General features: G+C 68.3%; 17 protein-coding genes. 8 read left to right on the forward strand and 9 right to left on the reverse strand.

The annotated features are described in order from the left end of the window. The 3 genes from ABD357_RS31530 to ABD357_RS31540 form a co-directional block, all read left to right on the forward strand. Nucleotides 1–511: SAM-dependent methyltransferase (locus ABD357_RS31530; RefSeq protein ID WP_344394438.1), on the forward strand; the 511-nt coding region annotated here is incomplete at its 5' end. A gap of 78 nt (nucleotides 512–589) precedes the next feature. Continuing rightward, complete coding sequence (locus tag ABD357_RS44895; protein ID WP_425585088.1) at nucleotides 590–916, forward strand: DegT/DnrJ/EryC1/StrS family aminotransferase; 327 nt, start codon at nucleotides 590–592, stop codon at nucleotides 914–916. Continuing rightward, on the forward strand, nucleotides 913–1035 hold the full coding sequence (locus tag ABD357_RS31540; protein WP_344394440.1) for a hypothetical protein: 123 nt from the start codon (nucleotides 913–915) through the stop codon (nucleotides 1033–1035). Before ABD357_RS44895 ends, ABD357_RS31540 begins: the two co-directional genes overlap by 4 nt. A gap of 170 nt (nucleotides 1036–1205) precedes the next feature. Here ABD357_RS31540 and ABD357_RS31545 read toward each other — a convergent pair whose 3' ends face one another. Further along, on the reverse strand, nucleotides 1206–2177 hold the full coding sequence (locus ABD357_RS31545; RefSeq protein WP_344394441.1) for a pirin family protein: 972 nt from the start codon (nucleotides 2175–2177) through the stop codon (nucleotides 1206–1208). A gap of 111 nt (nucleotides 2178–2288) precedes the next feature. After that, on the reverse strand, nucleotides 2289–2762 hold the full coding sequence (locus ABD357_RS31550; protein WP_165338906.1) for an SseB family protein: 474 nt from the start codon (nucleotides 2760–2762) through the stop codon (nucleotides 2289–2291). A 242-nt stretch (nucleotides 2763–3004) separates the two neighbouring features. Between ABD357_RS31550 and ABD357_RS31555 the strand changes: the two genes are divergently transcribed. The 3 genes from ABD357_RS31555 (at nucleotide 3005) to ABD357_RS31565 (ending at nucleotide 6685) form a co-directional block, all read left to right on the forward strand. Next, nucleotides 3005–4831 (forward strand): acyl-CoA dehydrogenase, encoded by a 1827-nt coding sequence (locus ABD357_RS31555; RefSeq protein ID WP_344394442.1) that lies wholly within the window; start codon nucleotides 3005–3007, stop codon nucleotides 4829–4831. Between the two features lie 175 nt (nucleotides 4832–5006). Further along, complete coding sequence (locus ABD357_RS31560; protein WP_344394443.1) at nucleotides 5007–6305, forward strand: M18 family aminopeptidase; 1299 nt, start codon at nucleotides 5007–5009, stop codon at nucleotides 6303–6305. Between the two features lie 128 nt (nucleotides 6306–6433). After that, entirely contained in the window at nucleotides 6434–6685 is a 252-nt protein-coding gene (locus ABD357_RS31565) for a DUF6458 family protein (protein ID WP_033320396.1), read from the forward strand. A 135-nt stretch (nucleotides 6686–6820) separates the two neighbouring features. Here ABD357_RS31565 and ABD357_RS31570 read toward each other — a convergent pair whose 3' ends face one another. Continuing rightward, the gene (locus ABD357_RS31570) at nucleotides 6821–7603 is read right to left on the reverse strand and encodes a carbon-nitrogen family hydrolase (protein ID WP_344394444.1); all 783 of its coding nucleotides are present in this window, start codon (nucleotides 7601–7603) and stop codon (nucleotides 6821–6823) included. A 137-nt stretch (nucleotides 7604–7740) separates the two neighbouring features. Here ABD357_RS31570 and ABD357_RS31575 point away from each other — a divergent pair, with 137 nt between their 5' ends. Further along, entirely contained in the window at nucleotides 7741–8565 is an 825-nt protein-coding gene (locus tag ABD357_RS31575; RefSeq protein ID WP_344394446.1) for a maleylpyruvate isomerase family mycothiol-dependent enzyme, read from the forward strand. Nucleotides 8566–8773: 208 nt separating this feature from the next. On the opposite strand, the gene ABD357_RS31580 is transcribed toward ABD357_RS31575, so the two are convergent. Both ABD357_RS31580 and ABD357_RS31585 read right to left on the reverse strand, forming a co-directional pair. Beyond that, on the reverse strand, nucleotides 8774–10087 hold the full coding sequence (locus ABD357_RS31580) for an MFS transporter (RefSeq protein WP_344394447.1): 1314 nt from the start codon (nucleotides 10085–10087) through the stop codon (nucleotides 8774–8776). Then, nucleotides 10084–10785, reverse strand: a complete 702-nt coding sequence (locus tag ABD357_RS31585; RefSeq protein WP_344394448.1) for a GntR family transcriptional regulator — start codon at nucleotides 10783–10785, stop codon at nucleotides 10084–10086. The genes ABD357_RS31580 and ABD357_RS31585 overlap by 4 nt, the downstream gene beginning before the upstream one ends. A 214-nt stretch (nucleotides 10786–10999) precedes the next feature. On the opposite strand from ABD357_RS31585, the gene ABD357_RS31590 reads away from it, so the two are divergent. Beyond that, on the forward strand, nucleotides 11000–11899 hold the full coding sequence (locus ABD357_RS31590) for a D-alanyl-D-alanine carboxypeptidase family protein (protein ID WP_344394449.1): 900 nt from the start codon (nucleotides 11000–11002) through the stop codon (nucleotides 11897–11899). Nucleotides 11900–12136: 237 nt separating this feature from the next. Here ABD357_RS31590 and ABD357_RS31595 read toward each other — a convergent pair whose 3' ends face one another. The 4 genes from ABD357_RS31595 to ABD357_RS31610 all read right to left on the reverse strand — a co-directional run bounded on the left by ABD357_RS31595 (nucleotide 12137) and on the right by ABD357_RS31610 (nucleotide 17876). Next, nucleotides 12137–13639, reverse strand: coding sequence for a dihydrolipoamide acetyltransferase family protein (locus ABD357_RS31595; protein WP_344394450.1), 1503 nt, complete (start codon nucleotides 13637–13639; stop codon nucleotides 12137–12139). A 10-nt stretch (nucleotides 13640–13649) separates the two neighbouring features. Continuing rightward, complete coding sequence (locus ABD357_RS31600; protein WP_344394451.1) at nucleotides 13650–14630, reverse strand: alpha-ketoacid dehydrogenase subunit beta; 981 nt, start codon at nucleotides 14628–14630, stop codon at nucleotides 13650–13652. A 2-nt stretch (nucleotides 14631–14632) separates the two neighbouring features. Beyond that, complete coding sequence (gene pdhA / locus ABD357_RS31605; protein ID WP_344394452.1) at nucleotides 14633–15799, reverse strand: pyruvate dehydrogenase (acetyl-transferring) E1 component subunit alpha; 1167 nt, start codon at nucleotides 15797–15799, stop codon at nucleotides 14633–14635. A 511-nt stretch (nucleotides 15800–16310) separates the two neighbouring features. Further along, entirely contained in the window at nucleotides 16311–17876 is a 1566-nt protein-coding gene (locus ABD357_RS31610) for a protein kinase domain-containing protein (protein WP_344394453.1), read from the reverse strand. Nucleotides 17877–17902 lie beyond the last annotated feature (26 nt).

The following is a 17902-nucleotide window of genomic DNA, read 5'->3' on the forward strand; positions in this document are numbered from 1 at the left end:
GCTGGCGCACCCGCCACCAGATCCGGGCCCGAGCCAGCCACTACCGCACCCGAGCCGCACAAGCTCACTCACCGTGAAACCACCGGCTGTAGTACTAGGGGTCGACCTTGGACGGCATGGCTGTCAGATCTACGACGCCACGACCTTTCTCGCGATCGCACCCCGCTTCGACACAGGAATACCGCTCATCCTGCTGCAGCTCGAAGTGCTCGGCCGCTCTGACTTCGACAGGGGCGTGGGCAGTGAGAAGAACCTGCGGCTCCTGGAGGAGATGCTTCTTCGGCACTATCCACCCGGCCATGTCGTCACTTCGTATGAGGCAGCTCTGTTCAGCGGCCTTGAGTACACCGTCACTTCGTTCTCCGTCGCAGAGATCGAAGAGCGCGCGCACGGCACGATGACGCTCTACATACCGGAGGCAGCGGACAAGCCTGTGGACGAGACAATGGTCGCTCGGATGGCTCTGAACGCTCCCTCGTCCGTTGTTGAGCCGGATTCCGAGCCGTGCTGACGCGGGCCGTCTCCGCCTGTCTGCCCCAACCGCTGGGGAGGTTGTTCTCACAGAGGGCCAGCGGCCATTCGAGGAGCTGTGGCGTGCCTACGCAGTCGGCATACCGAACATCGGTGTGGACGTGGTCAACGGCGATATCGATGGCACGGTGCCGTTCAACTGCCTCGTCCGCGTACCGCAGCGCGACCAGGTGCACGCCATCCTGACCGGCCGGATGTCGGAGCCAGCGTGCACTACCCGCCCAATCACCTGCAGCCTGCGTTCGCCTGGTGGCGGCGGGAGCTGCCCATCACAAAGCACCATGGGCAGGAGATCCTGAGCCTGCCCTTCCACCTCGCCATGACCACCACGGACGCGGCCGACGTGGTGTCGCTGCCGGACCAAGCCCTGAGGCGCGTGCGGTGACCCGCCACATCCTGATCGTCTGCCTTGGCAACATCTGCTGGTCACTGCTCGCCGCCGTGCTCGCCGACCTCGGCGGCGGCGCAGTCGAAATGCGGTCCGCGGGCATCCGGGACAAGTGAACCGGCAAACCCGCCCGCCCCACCATGGTTGAGGCCGCTGCCCAGCACAGCTACGACCTCGACGGACATCGCGCCCGCCGACTCCTAGAACTCAAGGACCGCTTACTGCAAGAAAGAATGAGCCCCGTCCCTGGTCGGACGGGGCTCATTCGCGTGTGATCTAGCGTGGCCTACAGCCCGCCCTCGGACATCCCGTGGACGGCGGGGATCGTGCCCAGCCGCCCCTTCTGGAAGTCCTCGAACGCCTGCTGCAGCTCCTCGCGGGTGTTCATCACGAACGGCCCGTAGTGCGCCATCGGCTCGCGGATCGGCTGACCGCCCAGGAGGACGACCTCCAGGTCCGGGGTGTTGGAGTCCTGCCGCTCGTCCGCGCGGACGGTCAGCGAGGAGCCCGCGCCGAAGACGGCCGTCTGCCCGGTGTGGACCGGCCGGCGGTCCGCACCGACACTGCCGCGGCCGGCCATCACGTACGCGAGACCGTTGAAGTCCTCACGCCACGGCAGCGTGATCTCGGCGCCGGGCGCCACGGTCGCGTGGACCATGGTGATCGGCGTGTGCGTGATGCCGGGGCCCTGGTGACCGTCCAGCTCACCGGCGATGACACGCAGGAGCGCGCCGCCGTCGGGGGTGGAGAGCAGCTGGACCGAACCACCGCGGATGTCCTGGTAGCGCGGCGCCATCATCTTGTCCTTGGCCGGCAGGTTCACCCACAGCTGGAGCCCGTGGAAGAGACCGCCCGACATGACGAGCGACTCCGGCGGAGCCTCGATGTGCAGGAGGCCCGAGCCCGCCGTCATCCACTGGGTGTCGCCGTTGGTGATGGTGCCGCCGCCACCGTTGGAGTCCTGGTGGTCGAAGATTCCATCAATGATGTACGTCACGGTCTCGAAACCGCGGTGCGGATGCCACGGGGTGCCTTTCGGCTCCCCGGGCTGATACTCAACCTCACCCATCTGATCCATCATGATGAACGGGTCGAGGTACTTGTAGTTGATCCCGGCGAAGGCGCGGCGGACTGGGAAGCCCTCTCCTTCGAAGCCGCTCGGCGCGTCGGTCACCGCCAGCACCGGGCGGGCCACTGCCTCGGCCGACGCCACCACACGGGGCAGGGTCAGCGGGTTCTCGACGGTCACTGCAGGCATGTCGGTACCTCCTTGTGCTCCGAGTTTAGTTGATTGTTGAACTTCCTGCTACCCGGAACAGAGAACGCCCGGAGGGAATTCCCTCCGGGCGTCGCGCGATGTCGGGGCACGTCAGCCGTACATTCGGCGCATCGCGAAGTCGACCATCTGCTCGACCGCCTTCGCGTCGAAGACCATGCGGTGCTCGCCCTCCATGTCGAGGACGAAGCCGTAGCCGGTGGGGAGCAGGTCGATCACCTCGGCACCGGTGATCACGAAGTACTTTGACTCCTTGCCGGCGTACCGGCGCAGCTCCTTGAGCGAGGTGAACATGGGGATCACGGGCTGCTGGGTGTTGTGCAGCGCGAGGAAGCCGGGGTTGTCACCGCGCGGGCAGTAGACCTTGGACGTGGCGAAGACCTGCTGGAAGTCCTCGGCGGAGATCGCCCCCGTGGTGAACGCGCGCACCGCGTCCGCGAGCGAGGGCGGCGACGGCTCCGGGTACAGCGGCCCGCTCTGCGGCCCGTACCCTCCGGGCTGGGGCGGCGGCTGAGGCTGCGCATACTGCTGCTGGCCGGGGCCCGCGGTCTGGTCGTAGCCGTACATGGGGGTCAGAGTAGCCGTTCGCCTCCGGCGGTTGGGCGGGAGCCTACGGAGGGTGGTGGGTTCGGTTCGCCATCCCACGACCCTGACCGGCCCCGTCCGAACCCGGAGGGTTAACTCACACTTGAGCCGCTAGGGGTTGATTCTTATTACCCACGGGTAGCATCATCGTGGCTACTTGCTGGTACACGAACCTAGGTCCGAGGATTCACCCCCTCACCCGATCCCTTAACGGAGCCGTCGCCATGGGGCACTACAAGTCGAATCTCCGCGACATCGAGTTCAACCTCTTCGAGGTGCTCGGGCGCGACAAGCTGTACGGCAGCGGCCCGTTCGCGGAGATGGACACCGAGACCGCCAAGAGCATCCTCGAAGAGCTGACCCGACTTTCGGAGAACGAGCTGGCGGAGTCCTTCGCGGACGCGGACCGCAATCCGCCGGTCTTCGACCCGGAGACCAACACCGCACCCGTACCGGCCAGCTTCAAGAAGAGCTACAAGGCCTTCATGGACTCCGAGTACTGGCGGCTCGGCCTGCCCGAGGAGCTCGGCGGCACGACCGCCCCGCCGTCCCTGATCTGGTCGTACGCGGAACTGATCCTGGGCTCGAACCCGGCGGTCTGGATGTACTCCTCCGGCCCGGCGTTCGCCCGCATCCTCTTCGACGAGGGCACCGAGGCCCAGAAGAAGATCGCCCAGATAGCCGTGGACAGGACCTGGGGATCGACCATGGTGCTCACCGAGCCCGACGCGGGCTCGGACGTGGGCGCCGGGCGCACCAAGGCGGTTCAGCAGGAGGACGGCTCCTGGCACATCGAGGGCGTGAAGCGGTTCATCACGTCCGGTGAGCACGACATGGAGGAGAACATCCTTCACTACGTGCTCGCCCGTCCCGAGGGCGCCGGTCCCGGCACCAAGGGCCTGTCCCTGTTCCTCGTACCGAAGTACCTCTTCGACTTCGAGACCGGCGAGCTGGGCGAGCGCAACGGCGTGTACGCGACGAACGTCGAGCACAAGATGGGCCTCAAGGCCTCCAACACGTGCGAGATGACGTTCGGCGACCGCCACCCCGCCAAGGGCTGGCTGATCGGCGACAAGCACGACGGCATCCGCCAGATGTTCCGGATCATCGAGTTCGCCCGGATGATGGTCGGCACGAAGGCAATCTCCACGCTGTCGACGGGTTACCTGAACGCCCTCGAGTACGCCAAGGAGCGCGTCCAGGGCCCGGACCTCGCGAACTTCATGGACAAGACCGCCCCCAAGGTCACCATCACGCACCACCCGGACGTCCGCCGCTCGCTGATGACGCAGAAGGCGTACGCGGAGGGCATGCGCGCCCTCGTCATGTACACCGCGTCGATCCAGGACGAGATAGCCGTCAAGGAGGCCGCGGGCGAGGACGCCGCCGCGCTCGAGGCCCTGAACGACCTGCTCCTGCCGATCGTCAAGGGCTACGGCTCCGAGAAGGCGTACGAGCAGCTGTCGCAGTCGCTGCAGACGTTCGGCGGCTCGGGCTATCTGCAGGAGTACCCGGTCGAGCAGTACATCCGTGACGCCAAGATCGACACCCTCTATGAGGGCACCACCGCGATCCAGGGCCAGGACTTCTTCTTCCGGAAGATCGTCCGCAACCAGGGCGCGGCGCTGAACTCGCTCGCCGAGGACATCAAGAAGTTCCTGGCCATCGGTACGGGCGGCGAGGAGCTGTCGGCGGCCCGCGAGCAGCTCGCCAAGGCGGCCGTCGATCTGGAGGCCATCGTCGGCGTGATGCTCACGGACCTCGCGGCGACCGAGCAGGACGTCAAGAACATCTACAAGGTCGGGCTCAACACCACCCGCCTGCTGATGGCCTCCGGTGACGTGGTCGTCGGCTACCTGCTGCTGAAGGGTGCCGCCGTCGCCGCCGAGAAGCTGGAGACGGCACCCGCCAAGGACAAGGCCTTCTACACCGGCAAGATCGCCGCGGCCAAGTTCTTCGCGGCGAACGTCCTGCCGGGCGTCACCGGTGCGCGCAAGCTCGCCGAGGGCACCGACCTGGAGCTCATGGAGCTCGACGAAGCGGCCTTCTAGGAACGCTTCCGTACGCTTCGGCACATACGAGGCGGCCTTTCCAGGAGCGTTTACGCCCATACCGGAGCCGTACCGGAAAGTCACCTTCCGGTCGCCCGTCCCTTCCACATACCCCTTACGAGGGCCCGTTCCCCATCGCCGGGAGCGGGCCCTCGTACGTCGTTAAGGTGAACCCATGAGCACACCCCCACGCTTTGATCGCGGCCATACCGACGACCTCATGTCCTTCCTTACGGCAAGCCCGTCCCCGTATCACGCGGTGGCGAACGCGGCCGAGCGGCTGGAGAAGGCCGGCTTCCGGCAGGTCGCCGAAACGGACGCGTGGGAGGGGGCGCACGGCGGGAAGTACGTGGTGCGCGGGGGCGCGATCGTGGCCTGGTACGTGCCCGAGGGCGCCGAGCCGCACACGCCGTTCCGGATCGTCGGGGCGCACACCGACTCCCCCAACCTGCGCGTGAAGCCGCGGCCGGACAGCGGAGCGCACGGCTGGCGCCAGGTCGCGGTCGAGATCTACGGCGGCCCGCTGCTCAACTCCTGGCTGGACCGCGACCTGGGCCTCGCCGGCCGGCTCTCACTGCGCGACGGCACGAGCCACCTCGTGAACATCGACCGCGCCCTGCTGAGAGTTCCCCAACTCGCCATCCACCTGGACCGTTCGGTCACCTCCGAGGGCCTCAAGCTCGACAAGCAGCGGCATCTCCAGCCGATCTGGGGCCTCGGCAACGACGTACGCGACGGGGATCTGATCCGTTTCCTGGAGCACGAGTCGGGGCTGGCCGAGGGCGAGGTCACCGGCTGGGACCTGATGACGCACTCCATCGAGCCGCCGTCGTACCTGGGCCGGGACAAGGAGCTGGTCGCCGGCCCGCGCATGGACAACCTCCTGTCCGTGCACGCCGGTACGGCCGCGCTGGCGGCCGTCGCGACCTGCGACGCCGCCCTCCCGAACATCCCGGTGCTCGCGGCGTTCGACCACGAGGAGAACGGCTCGCAGTCGGACACGGGGGCGGACGGCCCGCTGCTCGGGAGTGTGCTGGAGCGTTCGGTGTTCGCGCGCGGCGGTACGTACGAGGACAGGGCGCGCGCCTTCGCCGGCACGGTCTGCCTGTCCTCCGACACGGGCCACGCGGTCCACCCGAACTACGCCGAGCGCCACGACCCGACGCACCACCCCCGCGCGGGCGGGGGCCCCATCCTCAAGGTCAACGTCAACAACCGCTACGCCACGGACGGTTCGGGCCGCGCGGTCTTCGCCGCCGCCTGCGAGAAGGCCGACGTCCCCTTCCAGTCCTTCGTCTCCAACAACTCGATGCCCTGCGGCACCACCATCGGCCCCATCACGGCTGCCCGCCACGGCATAAAGACGGTCGACATCGGCGTGGCCATCCTCTCCATGCACAGCGCCCGCGAACTGTGCGCCACGGAGGACCCGTTCCTGCTGGCGAACGCGTTGGTGGCGTTCCTGGAGGGATAGTTGGGACAGTTATCCCCGAGCTTCGACATGAAGTGAGTGCTCGCCTCCGCATGGCCGGTCCGGCGGAGGGTACCCGGCCCGGGTCCGCAACAGCCGTTGAAGACGGACAGCACAGGGAGGCCGGACTCATGGGTCTTGGTGGTTGCATCATTCTGATCGCGGTGGGGGCCATCCTCACGTTCGCGACCGACTGGGACATGCAGGGAGTCAACCTCGACCTGGTCGGAATCATCCTGATAGTCGTCGGCCTGATCGGCGTCGCGACGTTCAGCAGCGTCGCGAAGCGCAGGCGCGTGGTGGTACCGCCCACAACCCCGGTGATCGACGAGGAACGGCACCACAGCCGCCGGGATGGATACAGCGACGGTTACGGCATCTGATCGTCCTCCTCTGCCGGTGAACGTGACGGGCCGGGTCGCTGGCCGGCGAGCTGACTCAGGTCACCAGAGGCGCGACCAGCGATGCACAACCCGCGCCCGACGACGAACGCACCCGCCCCACCGCCGGAGGCGCTGTCACAGGACCCGGTCCTTCAGTGCCGGGAACTGCTCCCTCGTCACGCCCACCTTCCCCGGATCGAACTCCACCGTGAGCACCTCCTCGTCCGGGCCCGCCTCGGCCAGTACCTCGCCCCAGGGATCCACCACGATCGAGTGACCGGCCTGCGGAACTCCCGCATGCGTACCGGCCGTTCCACACGCGAGGACGTACGACTGGTTTTCCACCGCGCGGGCCTGCGCCAGGAGCGTCCAGTGGGAGCGGCGGCGTTCGGGCCAGCCGGCGGGGATGACGAGGGTTTCGGCGCCGGCCTCGACGAGGCGGCGGAAGAGTTCGGGGAAGCGGAGGTCGTAGCAGGTCGCGAGGCCGAGCGTGGTCGACGGCAGTCGTACGGTGACGACATCCGCGCCCGCGCTCATCAGCACCGCCTCGCCCTTGTCGAAGCCGAAGCGGTGGATCTTGCGGTACGAGGCGGCCAGTTCGCCGGAGGGGGAGAAGACGAGTGAGGTGTTGTAGAGGAGCCCGTCGGGGTCCCGCTCGGGGACGGAGCCCGCGTGCAGCCATACGCCCGCGTCGCTCGCCGCTTTGGCCATCGACTCGTACGTAGGCCCTTGAAGCGGCTCGGCCTCAGTCCCGAAGGACTCGTAGGCGAACGCCCCCGTTGTCCACAGTTCGGGCAACACGACCAGATCGGCACCGGCCTGCTCGCGGACGAGGGCGGCCACACGCTGTCGGCGCGCGTCGATCGATTCGCCCCCTTTGCCGTCGTATACACCGATCTGGATGAGGGAAGCGCGCACACTACCACCGTCCTGGCATTCGAACTGCGAAACGGGCCTACGATCGTCACACGAAAGCACTGCCGGGGTGCCTTGCAGCAGCGTAACTTAGCGGTCCAAGACACCCATGCCCGCGCACGAACCGCCCGAGGGGTCCCGTGAGTCTCCATCCCAGCCTTCAGAACTATGCCGACGCCTGGACCCACTCAGTGGAAGCGATATCCGAGCTGGTGCAGCCGCTCGTGGAGGGTGAGTGGAACCGGCGGACCCCCTGCCCGGGCTGGTCCGTCCGGGACATCGTCTCGCATGTGATCGGTATGGACTGCGAGATGCTCGGCGACCCCCGCCCGATCCACACACTGCCTCGCGATCTGTACCACGTGTCGAACGAGCACCAGCGGTACATGGAGATGCAGGTCGACGTACGCCGTCACCACACGGCACCCGAGATGACGTCCGAGCTGGAGTACACGATCATCCGCCGCAACCGGCAGCTGCGGAACGAGTCGCGCGAACCGCACGCCAAGGTGCGCGGTCCGCTGGGCTCGGAGATCACCCTCGAACAGTCCATGCGGTACCGCGCGTTCGACGTCTGGGTGCACGAGCAGGACCTGCGCACCGCGCTCGGCCGGCCGGGCAATCTGGACTCGCCGGGTGCGTACATCGTGCGGGACGAGCTGCTCGCCGTACTGCCGAAGGTCGTCGCCAAGGAAGCGGGCGCGCCCGCGAACTCCGCGGTCGTCTTTGATGTGCACGGACCGGTCGACTTCCTGCGCACGGTCCGCGTCGACGCCGAGGGCCACGGCACGGTGGACGGCGCCCCGTCGCTCGGTCCGGCGGCCACCCTCACGCTCGACTGGGAGACGTTCTTCCGGCTGGCCTGTGGCCGCGTCACCGTCGACTCGGTGGCGGACCGCATCAAGACGGAGGGTGATCCGGAGCTGGCGGCGGCGATCCTGCGGCACTTCGTGGTCACGCAGTAGCGCACGCACCGGCGAGGGCCGCCGGGCGCGCCGGACGTCTGGCGGGGATCGGGCCCCCCGGCGGGCGCGGAGTGTTCGCCTCGCGGCCCGCCGTGGAGGCCCGCCGTCGTACGGCCACGGTCAGTGGACGGGGCTCAGCGGTCCTCGGTGATGCTGGTCGCAGAGCAACACCTCGGCTGTGAGGGCAGTTACGGACAACCGTCCCGCGTCACGCGGGCACGTGCACCGTCTCCACCCGGCTCGCGACCAGCCGTTCGCGCTCACGGCGGGCCGCCTGGCGGCGCAGCCGCAGGATCTGGCCGAGGCCGAGCGCCTGGAGCACGAAGACAGCTGAGAAGGCGACGCCGTAGTCGTCACCGGTGGCGTCCAGCAGCGCACCGATCGCGAACAGCGTCGTCATCGAGGCGACGAAACCGCCCATGTTGGTGATTCCGGAGGCCGTGCCCTGACGCTCGGGCGGGTTCGCGGGCCGTGCGAAGTCGAAGCCGATCATCGAGGCGGGGCCGCAGGCGCCGAGCACGGTGCAGAGCACGATCAGCAGCCACATCGGAGCATGGTCCGCGGGGTACGCGAGTGTGGCGGCCCAGACGGCCGCCGTCGAGAGCACCGTGCCGAGGGCCAGCGGAAGCCGCGCCGCGTGGTGCCGGGCGACGATCTGCCCGTACACCAGGCCGATGACCATGTTGGAGAGCACGACCAGCGTCAGCAGCTCGCCGGCTGTCGCCCGTGTGAGGCCCTGCGCCTCGACGAGGAACGGCAGGCCCCACAGCAGCAGGAACACCATCGCCGGGAACTGCGTCGTGAAGTGCACCCACAGCCCGAGCCGCGTCCCGGGCTCCCGCCAGGACGCGACGATCTGCCGGCGCACGTATGCGCCGCCCCGGTGCGGGAACGGCTCCGGTTCGTGCCCCTCGGGGTGGTCCTTGAGGAACAGCAGCATCAGGACGAGGACGAGGACACCCGCGAGCGAGCTGCCCGCGAAGGCGGCGGTCCAGCCGATGCCGTGCAGCAGCCGGGCCAGGACGAGCGTCGAGACGAGGTTGCCCGCCATGCCCACCAGGCCCGCCAGCTGAGCGACCATCGGGCCGCGCCGGGCCGGGAACCAGCGTGCGCCGAGCCGCAGCACGCTGATGAACGTCATCGCGTCTCCGCAGCCGAGCAGCGCGCGAGCGGCCAGTGCCGTCCCGTACGAGGGCGAGAAGGCGAAACCCAGCTGACCTGCCGTGAACAGGAGTACACCGATGGTCAGCACCTTCTTGGTGCCGAGCCGGTCCACCAGCAGGCCGACGGGTATCTGCATACCCGCGTAGACGAGGAGCTGGAGGATGGAGAAGGTGGACAGCGCGGAGGCGCCCACCTCGAAGCGGTCGGCGGCGTCAAGTCCGGCCACCCCCAGGGACGTACGGAAGATGACCGCGACGAAGTAGACCGAGACGCCGACGGACCAGACGAGGACGGCGCGACGGCCGCCGGGCGGGTCGCCGGGGAGGGCGGCGGGCGTGGAGCGTGCCCGAGCCGTCATCGGACCTCACCCCGGGCGAGGTTGGAGAACCAGCTGACGTGCCGGTGGACCAGGTCGACGGCTGCCTCCGCGTCGCCGGAACGCAGCGCTTCGAGGATCTCGCGGTGTTCGATGAGCGTCTTGGTGATGCGGTCCGGGTGGGCGTGCATCACGGCGACGCCCATGCGCAACTGCCGGTCGCGGAGCTGGTCGTAGAGCCGCGAGAGGATCTCGTTCCCTCCGCTGCGGACGATCTCGGCGTGGAAGCAGCGGTCGGTGACGGCGGCTGCCGCCAGGTCGCCTGCCTCGGCCTGTTCCCGCTGCTTGTCCAGGAGTTCGGTGAGGCGCTCGATGAGCGCGGGCGAGGCCGGCACCGCCTTGCGGATCGCGTGCTCCTCGACGAGCTGCCGGGTCTCCACGACGTCCGCAATCTCCTGCGCGGAGACGGGCAGGACCAGCGCGCCCTTCTTCGGGTAGAGCCTGATCAGCCCCTCGACCTCGAGCTTCAGCAGCGCCTCGCGAACGGGGGTGCGTGACACCCCGACCGCCTCGGCAAGCTCGCCCTCGGTGAGCAGCGTCCCGCCCTCGTACCGGCGCTCCAGGACTCCCTGCTTGACGTGGGCGTAGACGCGCTCGGCGGCGGGGGGTTGCTTGGCGAGTTGCTGCTTGGCTGGTCCGGACGCGGTCTTGCTCGAGGTCGGGAAGGGCGCTGCAGACATGCGCACAGCATAGATACAACACGTACGCATCGTCGCGGGCCGTCCAGGATGCGGACGCACGAAAATTAAAGGCACCCCGCCGCACGAGTGCCACAACCTCCTGTGCTACTTACGTGTCATACGTGTCGCAGGAGCCAGCGACTCGCTCAAGTCGCCGCCAAGTGGCCGCCCCCCAGGGGCGTTTGGCGCATACGACGTAATCGGGGTACTTGACTTGAAAACCGGCATTAAGGGCGTAGGGGTCCGCAGAGCTGCCGCCGTGGTCATCACCACCGGAGCCATGCTCGCGACCGGAGCCCTCACCGCGGCGCCCGCAACGGCCCTCACCGCGCCCACGATCGCCGCCAAGGGCGGCTACGTGATGAACAACGGCACCGCCAAGACGCTTTACACGAAAGCCGCGGACACCCGCCGCTCCACCGGCTCGACCACGAAGATCATGACCGCGAAGGTCGTGCTGTCGCAGCCGAACCTCAACCTGGACGCCAAGGTCACGATCCAGAAGGCGTACAGCGACTACATCGTCCAGAACAACTGGGCCTCGAACGCCAAGCTGATCGTCGGCGACAAGGTCACGGTCCGCCAGTTGCTGTACGGGCTGATGCTGCCGTCCGGCTGCGACGCCGCGTACGCGCTCGCCGACAAGTTCGGCTCCGGCACGACGCGGGCCGCCCGCGTGAAGTCGTTCATCGGCAAGATGAACAAGCAGGCCAGGGACCTCGGCCTGGCGAACACTCACTTCGACTCGTTCGACGGCATCGGCAGGGGCGCGAACTACTCCACGCCGCGCGATCTCACGAAGATCGCCAGCAGCGCGATGAAGAACTCCACGTTCCGCTCGATCGTCAAGACGAAGACGTACACGGCGAAGACGACCACGAAGACCGGCGGCACCCGCACGATGGCGCCGTGGACGAACACGAACCCCCTCCTCGGCACCTACACCGGCGCCATCGGCGTCAAGACCGGCTCCGGCCCGGAGGCCGGGTACTGCCTGGTCTTCGCCGCCACCCGCGACGGCAAGACGGTCATCGGCACGGTGCTCGCGTCGACTTCGTCGACGAACCGCGCATCGGACGCGAAGAAGATGATGAATTACGCCTTCGCGCGGTAGAGCGCTCTTGGAGGCCGCCTTCAGAGCGTCAACTCCAGAGGTACGACGGAGAGGGCCCGCCAGCGCCTGCACGGCATGCGGCGGGCCCTCTCCGAACCCCGGGGCCCGCCAGCAGCGCCAAGGCCACCCGCGAACCCCTTCGCGTCCCACGGAGGCTGACGGCAAGGAGGCAAAGGGGGCGCCGCAATCCGAACTTGCGGCGCCCCCTTCATCGTTGGATCTACCCGGTCGTCAGCATCACGCCCAAGTGATCAGCCGCTTCGGCTGCTCCAGGATCGCCGCCACATCCGCCAGCACCTTGGAGCCCAGTTCGCCGTCCACCAGGCGGTGGTCGAAGCTCAGCGCCAGCGTCGTGACCTGGCGGGGCTTCACCTTGCCCTTGTGCACCCACGGCTGGAGCTTGATGGAGCCGACGGCGAGGATCGCGGACTCTCCGGGAGGGAGGATCGGTGTTCCGGTGTCGACGCCGAAGACGCCGACGTTCGTAATCGTGACCGTGCCGCCCTGCATGGCTGCCGGAGACGTCCTGCCGTCGCGAGCCGTTGACACCAACTCGCCGAGTGCCTGGGCCAGTTCGGGCAGCGTCTTGGTGTGGGCGTCCTTGATGTTCGGGACGATCAGGCCGCGGGGGGTGGCCGCCGCGATGCCGAGGTTCACGTAGTGCTTGACCACGATCTCCTGGTTCGCCTCGTCCCAGGACGCGTTCACCTCGGGATGCCGCCTGATCGCCACAAGGAGCGCCTTGGCGATGAGCAGCAGCGGGTTCACCCGCAGGCCCGCGAGGTCCTTGTCCTGCTTGAGCTCCTCGATGAGCTTCATCGTGCGCGTCACGTCGACCGTCACGAACTCCGTGACATGCGGCGCCGTGAACGCCGAGTCGATCATCGCAGTCGCCGTGGCCTTGCGGACGCCCTTGATGGGAATACGGGTCTCACGGGCGCCCTCGTGCGACACCGCCGCCGGTGCCTGCGCCGGTGACGGAGCGGCTACGGGAGTCTGCACCGGCTCGGGAGCCGGAGGCGCCGACGCCGCGTACACGTCCTCGCGCGTGATGATCCCGTCCGGCCCGGACGGCGTGACCGTCGCCAGGTCCACGCCCAGGTCCTTGGCCAGCTTGCGCACCGGCGGCTTCGCCAGCGGGCGGCCCCCCACCGGAGTTGCGCTGCCGGCCGAAGGCGTACTGCTCACCGGAGAGGGGCGGTCCACCGGCGTGGTGTGGCCGTTCAGCTCGCCCTGGACCGCAGCCGCCGCCTCGGGCTGCTGGGCCCGGGCCTGGGTCTGGGCCTGCTGAACCGGAACTCCCTTACGGGGACGCCGCTTCGTCGACGCCTCGGCCACGCCGTACCCGACCAGGACCGGCTTGCGGCCCTCGGGCTTCGGCGCCTCCGGTGCGGGCGGAGCCGGAGCGGGAGTCTCGGCAGGCGTCTCGGACTCCGCGACCGAAGCGGCACCACCGGCCTCACCGGCCCCGGTATCCCCACCGCCCTCGTCGACGGTGATGATCGCCGTGCCCACGTCGACCGTCGCCCCTTCGGGGAACCGGAGCTCCCGCACCACCCCGTTGTACGGAATCGGCAGCTCGACGGCCGCCTTCGCCGTCTCGACCTCGCAGACCACCTGCCCGTCCGTGACGGAGTCACCAGGCTGCACATACCACTTGAGGATCTCGGCCTCGGTGAGTCCCTCGCCCACGTCGGGCATCTTGAACTCCCGCACGGACGCTTCCGTCATCGTCGTCACGACCCTCTCCTCAGTACGCCAGCGAGCGGTCGACGGCATCGAGCACCCGGTCCAGGCCCGGCAGGTACTCGTCCTCCAGGCGCGCGGGCGGATACGGGGCGTGATAGCCGCCGACCCTCAGAACGGGTGCCTCCAGGTGGTAGAAGCACCGCTCCGTGATGCGGGCGGCGATCTCCGCGCCGGAACCGAAGAACACCGGGGCCTCGTGGACCACGACCAGGCGGCCGGTCTTCTGGACCGAGGCCTGGACGGTGTCGAAGTCGATCGGCGAGACCGAGCGCAGGTCCAGCACCTCCAGCGACTTGCCCTCCTCCTGGGCGGCGTTCGCGACCTCCTGGCAGACCTTCACCATCGGGCCGTACGCGGCAAGCGTCAGGTCGCCGCCGTCGCGCACGACACGGGCCTTGTGCAGCGGCCCGGGGATCGCCTCGGCGTCGACCTCGGACTTGTCCCAATAGCGCCGCTTGGGCTCGAAGAAGATCACCGGGTCGTCGCTGTGGATGGCCTGCTGCATCATCCAGTAGGCGTCGCTCGCGTTCGACGGCGAGACCACCTTCAGGCCCGCCACATGCGCGAACAGCGCCTCCGGGGACTCGGAGTGGTGCTCGACGGCGCCGATTCCGCCGCCATACGGAATGCGGATGACGACCGGCAGCTTGATCTTGCCGAGCGCTCGCGCGTGCATCTTCGCGAGCTGTGTGACGATCTGGTCGTACGCGGGGAACACGAAGCCGTCGAACTGGATCTCCACCACCGGTCGGTAGCCGCGCAGTGCGAGGCCGATCGCCGTGCCGACGATGCCCGACTCGGCGAGCGGGGTGTCGATGACCCGGTCCTCGCCGAAGTCCTTCTGCAGCCCGTCGGTGACACGGAAGACACCGCCGAGCTTGCCGACGTCCTCGCCCATGATCAGGACTTTGGGGTCGGCGTCGAGGGCCGTACGCAGCGATTCGTTGATCGCCTTGGCCAGCGCCATCTTTTCTGCCGCCATCGCTACTCGCCCTCCCCTTCCTGAACGAACGACGCCTGGTAAGCGGCGAACTGGGCCCGCTCCTCGTCGACGAGCGCGTGCCCGTCCGCGTATACGTTCTCGAAGATGGCGAAGTGGTCCGGGTCCGGCATGGCACGTACCACTTCGCGCACTCGCCTGCCCAACGCCTCGCTCTCGGCTTCGAGTTCCCCGAAAAATCCCTCATTCGTGTCAGTTTCGGACGCGAGGTAGCTGCGCAGGCGCTGGATCGGGTCCTTCGCCTCCCATGAAAGCCGCTCGTCGTCGTGCCGATAGCGGCTCGGATCGTCGGAGGTGGTGTGCGCGCCCATGCGGTACGTGAACGCCTCGACGAGCGTGGGTCCCTCGCCCCGGCGGGCCCGCTCCAGGGCCCACTTGGTGACGGCGAGGCAGGCCAGTACGTCATTGCCGTCGACGCGCACGCCCGGGAAGCCGTAGCCCTGTGCGCGCTGGTAGAGCGGGACGCGGGTCTGCTTCTCGGTGGGCTCGGAGATCGCCCACTGGTTGTTCTGGCAGAAGAACACCACGGGGGCGTTGTAGACCGCGGAGAAGGTGAACGATTCGGCGACATCGCCCTGGCTGGAGGCGCCGTCTCCGAAGTAGGCGATCACGGCCGAGTCCGCGCCGTCCTTGGCCACGCCCATCGCGTAACCGGTGGCGTGCAGTGTCTGCGAGCCGATGACGATCGTGTAGAGGTGGAAGTTGTTGCCGTTCGGGTCCCAGCCGCCGTTGTTCACGCCGCGGAACATGCCGAGCAGATTGGTCGGGTCGACGCCACGGCACCAGGCGACGCCGTGCTCGCGGTAGGTCGGGAAGACGTAGTCGTCATCACGCAGGGCCCGCCCGGAGCCGATCTGGGCGGCCTCCTGGCCCAGCAGCGAGGCCCACAGGCCCAGTTCGCCCTGACGCTGAAGCGAGGTCGCCTCGGCGTCGAAGCGGCGAGTGAGCACCATGTCGCGGTACAGACCGCGCAGCTCTTCGGGGGTGATGTCGGCGACGTACGGGTCGTACTCGGCATGCTTGACGCGCTTGCCCTCCGGCGTCAGCAGCTGCACGAGCTCGGTTTCCCTGCTCGGCGGCTTCTTGGCGCTGGCGCGCTTGGTGCCGGCGCTGCGTCGCGGCTTGCGCGCGGCAGTGCTCTCCACGGTCACGTGTGCTCCTCCGTCGGTCCGGCCCCCCGGGGTTGCCGGGTGACCAGTGCGGCTCGCCTGTTCCAGTACCCGTGCACGGGTAGGTGCCCTCGGCCGGGAACAGGCGTGACAGGTGCCCCGGCGAGCGCCCTGCAACTAGCACGTTACCCAGTGCCCCACACCCGTGGGAAACCCTTCCTGACCTGCGATTTTGCTTGGATATCCAAGTACCTTGTGGTCGGATTTCCGCACAGATCGCGCACGCCGGGAACAGCCGCTGGTCACAGCCTTGCAGGGGGCCGGAACACCGGCACGTTATCCCGGTCACCCTGGGAACGGGAAGGGTTCGCCTTGGTGGAACAGTGAGCCCACTTGTGACCGTTCGGGGGTGCGGACCAGAACCACATGGGCACCCTCTGTGACAAACGCAAGGTCAACGACGTATTCAGTGACCTAACATCTGTCGCGTGCCGCGCTCATCTGTGTGGAGCCCGTTTTCGGGCCGCACGCGTGCGTGGACAGTGCTTCGAGGTCAGTTGCCGCCGGTAGCGCCACCGTCGGCAGCGTCCGTCGGGTCGTCCGTCGGCAGCGTGGGGTCCTCGGTCGGATCCTCCGTCGGATTCTCCGTCGGCTGCGCAGTCGTGGGGTTCGCGGTCGTGGGCTTCTCCGTGGGCTCGGTCGGCCGCTGCGTCGGCTCCTGGGACGGCTCGTCCGTCGGCTCGTACGTCGGCGGTGTGTAGTCCGGGTCGTCGCCCGTGCCGGCGCCGTCGTCCTGCGTTTCCTCTTCCGTCGCCTCGGACGACGGGCTCTCGCTCGGCGTCGGGTCCTTCTCGGTCTGCGAGGTCGTCGGCGACTGCGTGGTGTCGCCGCCCCCGCCGCCGTTGTCGCCCCTGTTCTGGAGGGCCCACGCGACGCCCACCCCGATGGCGATCACCGCGAGTACGGCCAGGATCCACAGCTTGCCGCGGCCGCTGCCCCGGTTGCCGCTGCCATCGAAGCCCCCGTCGTCTCCCGAGCCGCGGTTCGGCAGGATCGGTGACGGGATCTGCGTGGTGCCCGAATCGCTCGGGTGCGGCATGACGTTCGTACCCGCCATGCCCATCGCCGAGGTGCTCCCGCCCTCGTGCATCATCACGGGACCGGTGTTCCAGGTGCCGGTGTGGCTGCCCTGGTCGTACAGCATCTGCAGTGCGTACTGGACGAGGCCGCGCATCTCCTCGGCGGTCTGGAACCGGTCGTCCGGCTCCTTCGCGAGGGAGCGCATGACCAGGCCGTCCAGCTCGGGCGGAGCCACGTCGGAGGCCTCGGAAGGCGGCACCGGAATGTCCTGAACATGCTGGTAGACCACCGACAACGGGGTCTCACCCGTGAACGGCGGCCGCAGCGCGAGAAGTTCGTACAGCAGACAGCCTGTCGCATACAGGTCGCTGCGGTGGTCGACGGCTTTGCCGAGCGCCTGCTCGGGCGAGAGGTACTGAGGCGTGCCCATGACCATGCCGGTCTGGGTCATCGTCGACTGCGCGCCGTGCAGGGCGCGCGCGATGCCGAAGTCCATCACCTTCACCGCACCGGTGTTGGTGATGATCACGTTCGCGGGCTTGATGTCGCGGTGCACGATGCCGTGCTGGTGCGAGTACGCCAGCGCCTCGAGAACACCGGAGACGATGATCAGCGCCTGCTCGGGGCCGGGGGCCTCGGCGTTGAGCAGCAGATCGCGGATCGTACGGCCCTCGACGAGCTCCATGACGATGTACGGCACGGTGTTGCCGGCGATCACGTCCTCGCCGGAGTCGTAGACCGCCACCACCGCATGGTGGTTGAGGCCCGCCACCGACTGGGCCTCGCGCGTGAAGCGGGCCTTGGACACCGGGTCCTCGGCAAGGTCGGAACGGAGCAGCTTGACAGCGACCGTACGTCCCAGGCGTACGTCCTCGGCCGCGAACACCTCGGCCATGCCGCCCCGGCCGAGTCTGCGGGTCAGCCGATACCGACCATCCCCGACAAGCCCGCCGTTACCCCACATGTCCGGCGCATCTGACATACCGCCGCCAGTCGCCTCGGGGTCGGACGGGCCCTGAGCGCGCTGCTGCTGTGCCATCAGTCCTCGCCGTCGTTTCAGCCCGC

It is taken from the genome of Streptomyces vastus (assembly GCF_039532825.1).
GTDB classification, from domain to species: domain Bacteria; phylum Actinomycetota; class Actinomycetes; order Streptomycetales; family Streptomycetaceae; genus Streptomyces; species Streptomyces vastus.

Coding starts and splice junctions, on each gene's coding strand:
- ABD357_RS31545 (WP_344394441.1), bottom strand. CDS start 2,177: ATGCCTGCAGTGACCGTCGAGAACCCGCTGACCCTGCCCCGTGTGGTG.
- ABD357_RS31550 (WP_165338906.1), bottom strand. CDS start 2,762: ATGTACGGCTACGACCAGACCGCGGGCCCCGGCCAGCAGCAGTATGCG.
- ABD357_RS31555 (WP_344394442.1), top strand. CDS start 3,005: ATGGGGCACTACAAGTCGAATCTCCGCGACATCGAGTTCAACCTCTTC.
- ABD357_RS31560 (WP_344394443.1), top strand. CDS start 5,007: ATGAGCACACCCCCACGCTTTGATCGCGGCCATACCGACGACCTCATG.
- ABD357_RS31565 (WP_033320396.1), top strand. CDS start 6,434: ATGGGTCTTGGTGGTTGCATCATTCTGATCGCGGTGGGGGCCATCCTC.
- ABD357_RS31580 (WP_344394447.1), bottom strand. CDS start 10,087: ATGACGGCTCGGGCACGCTCCACGCCCGCCGCCCTCCCCGGCGACCCG.
- ABD357_RS31585 (WP_344394448.1), bottom strand. CDS start 10,785: ATGTCTGCAGCGCCCTTCCCGACCTCGAGCAAGACCGCGTCCGGACCA.
- ABD357_RS31600 (WP_344394451.1), bottom strand. CDS start 14,630: ATGGCGGCAGAAAAGATGGCGCTGGCCAAGGCGATCAACGAATCGCTG.
- ABD357_RS31610 (WP_344394453.1), bottom strand. CDS start 17,876: ATGGCACAGCAGCAGCGCGCTCAGGGCCCGTCCGACCCCGAGGCGACT.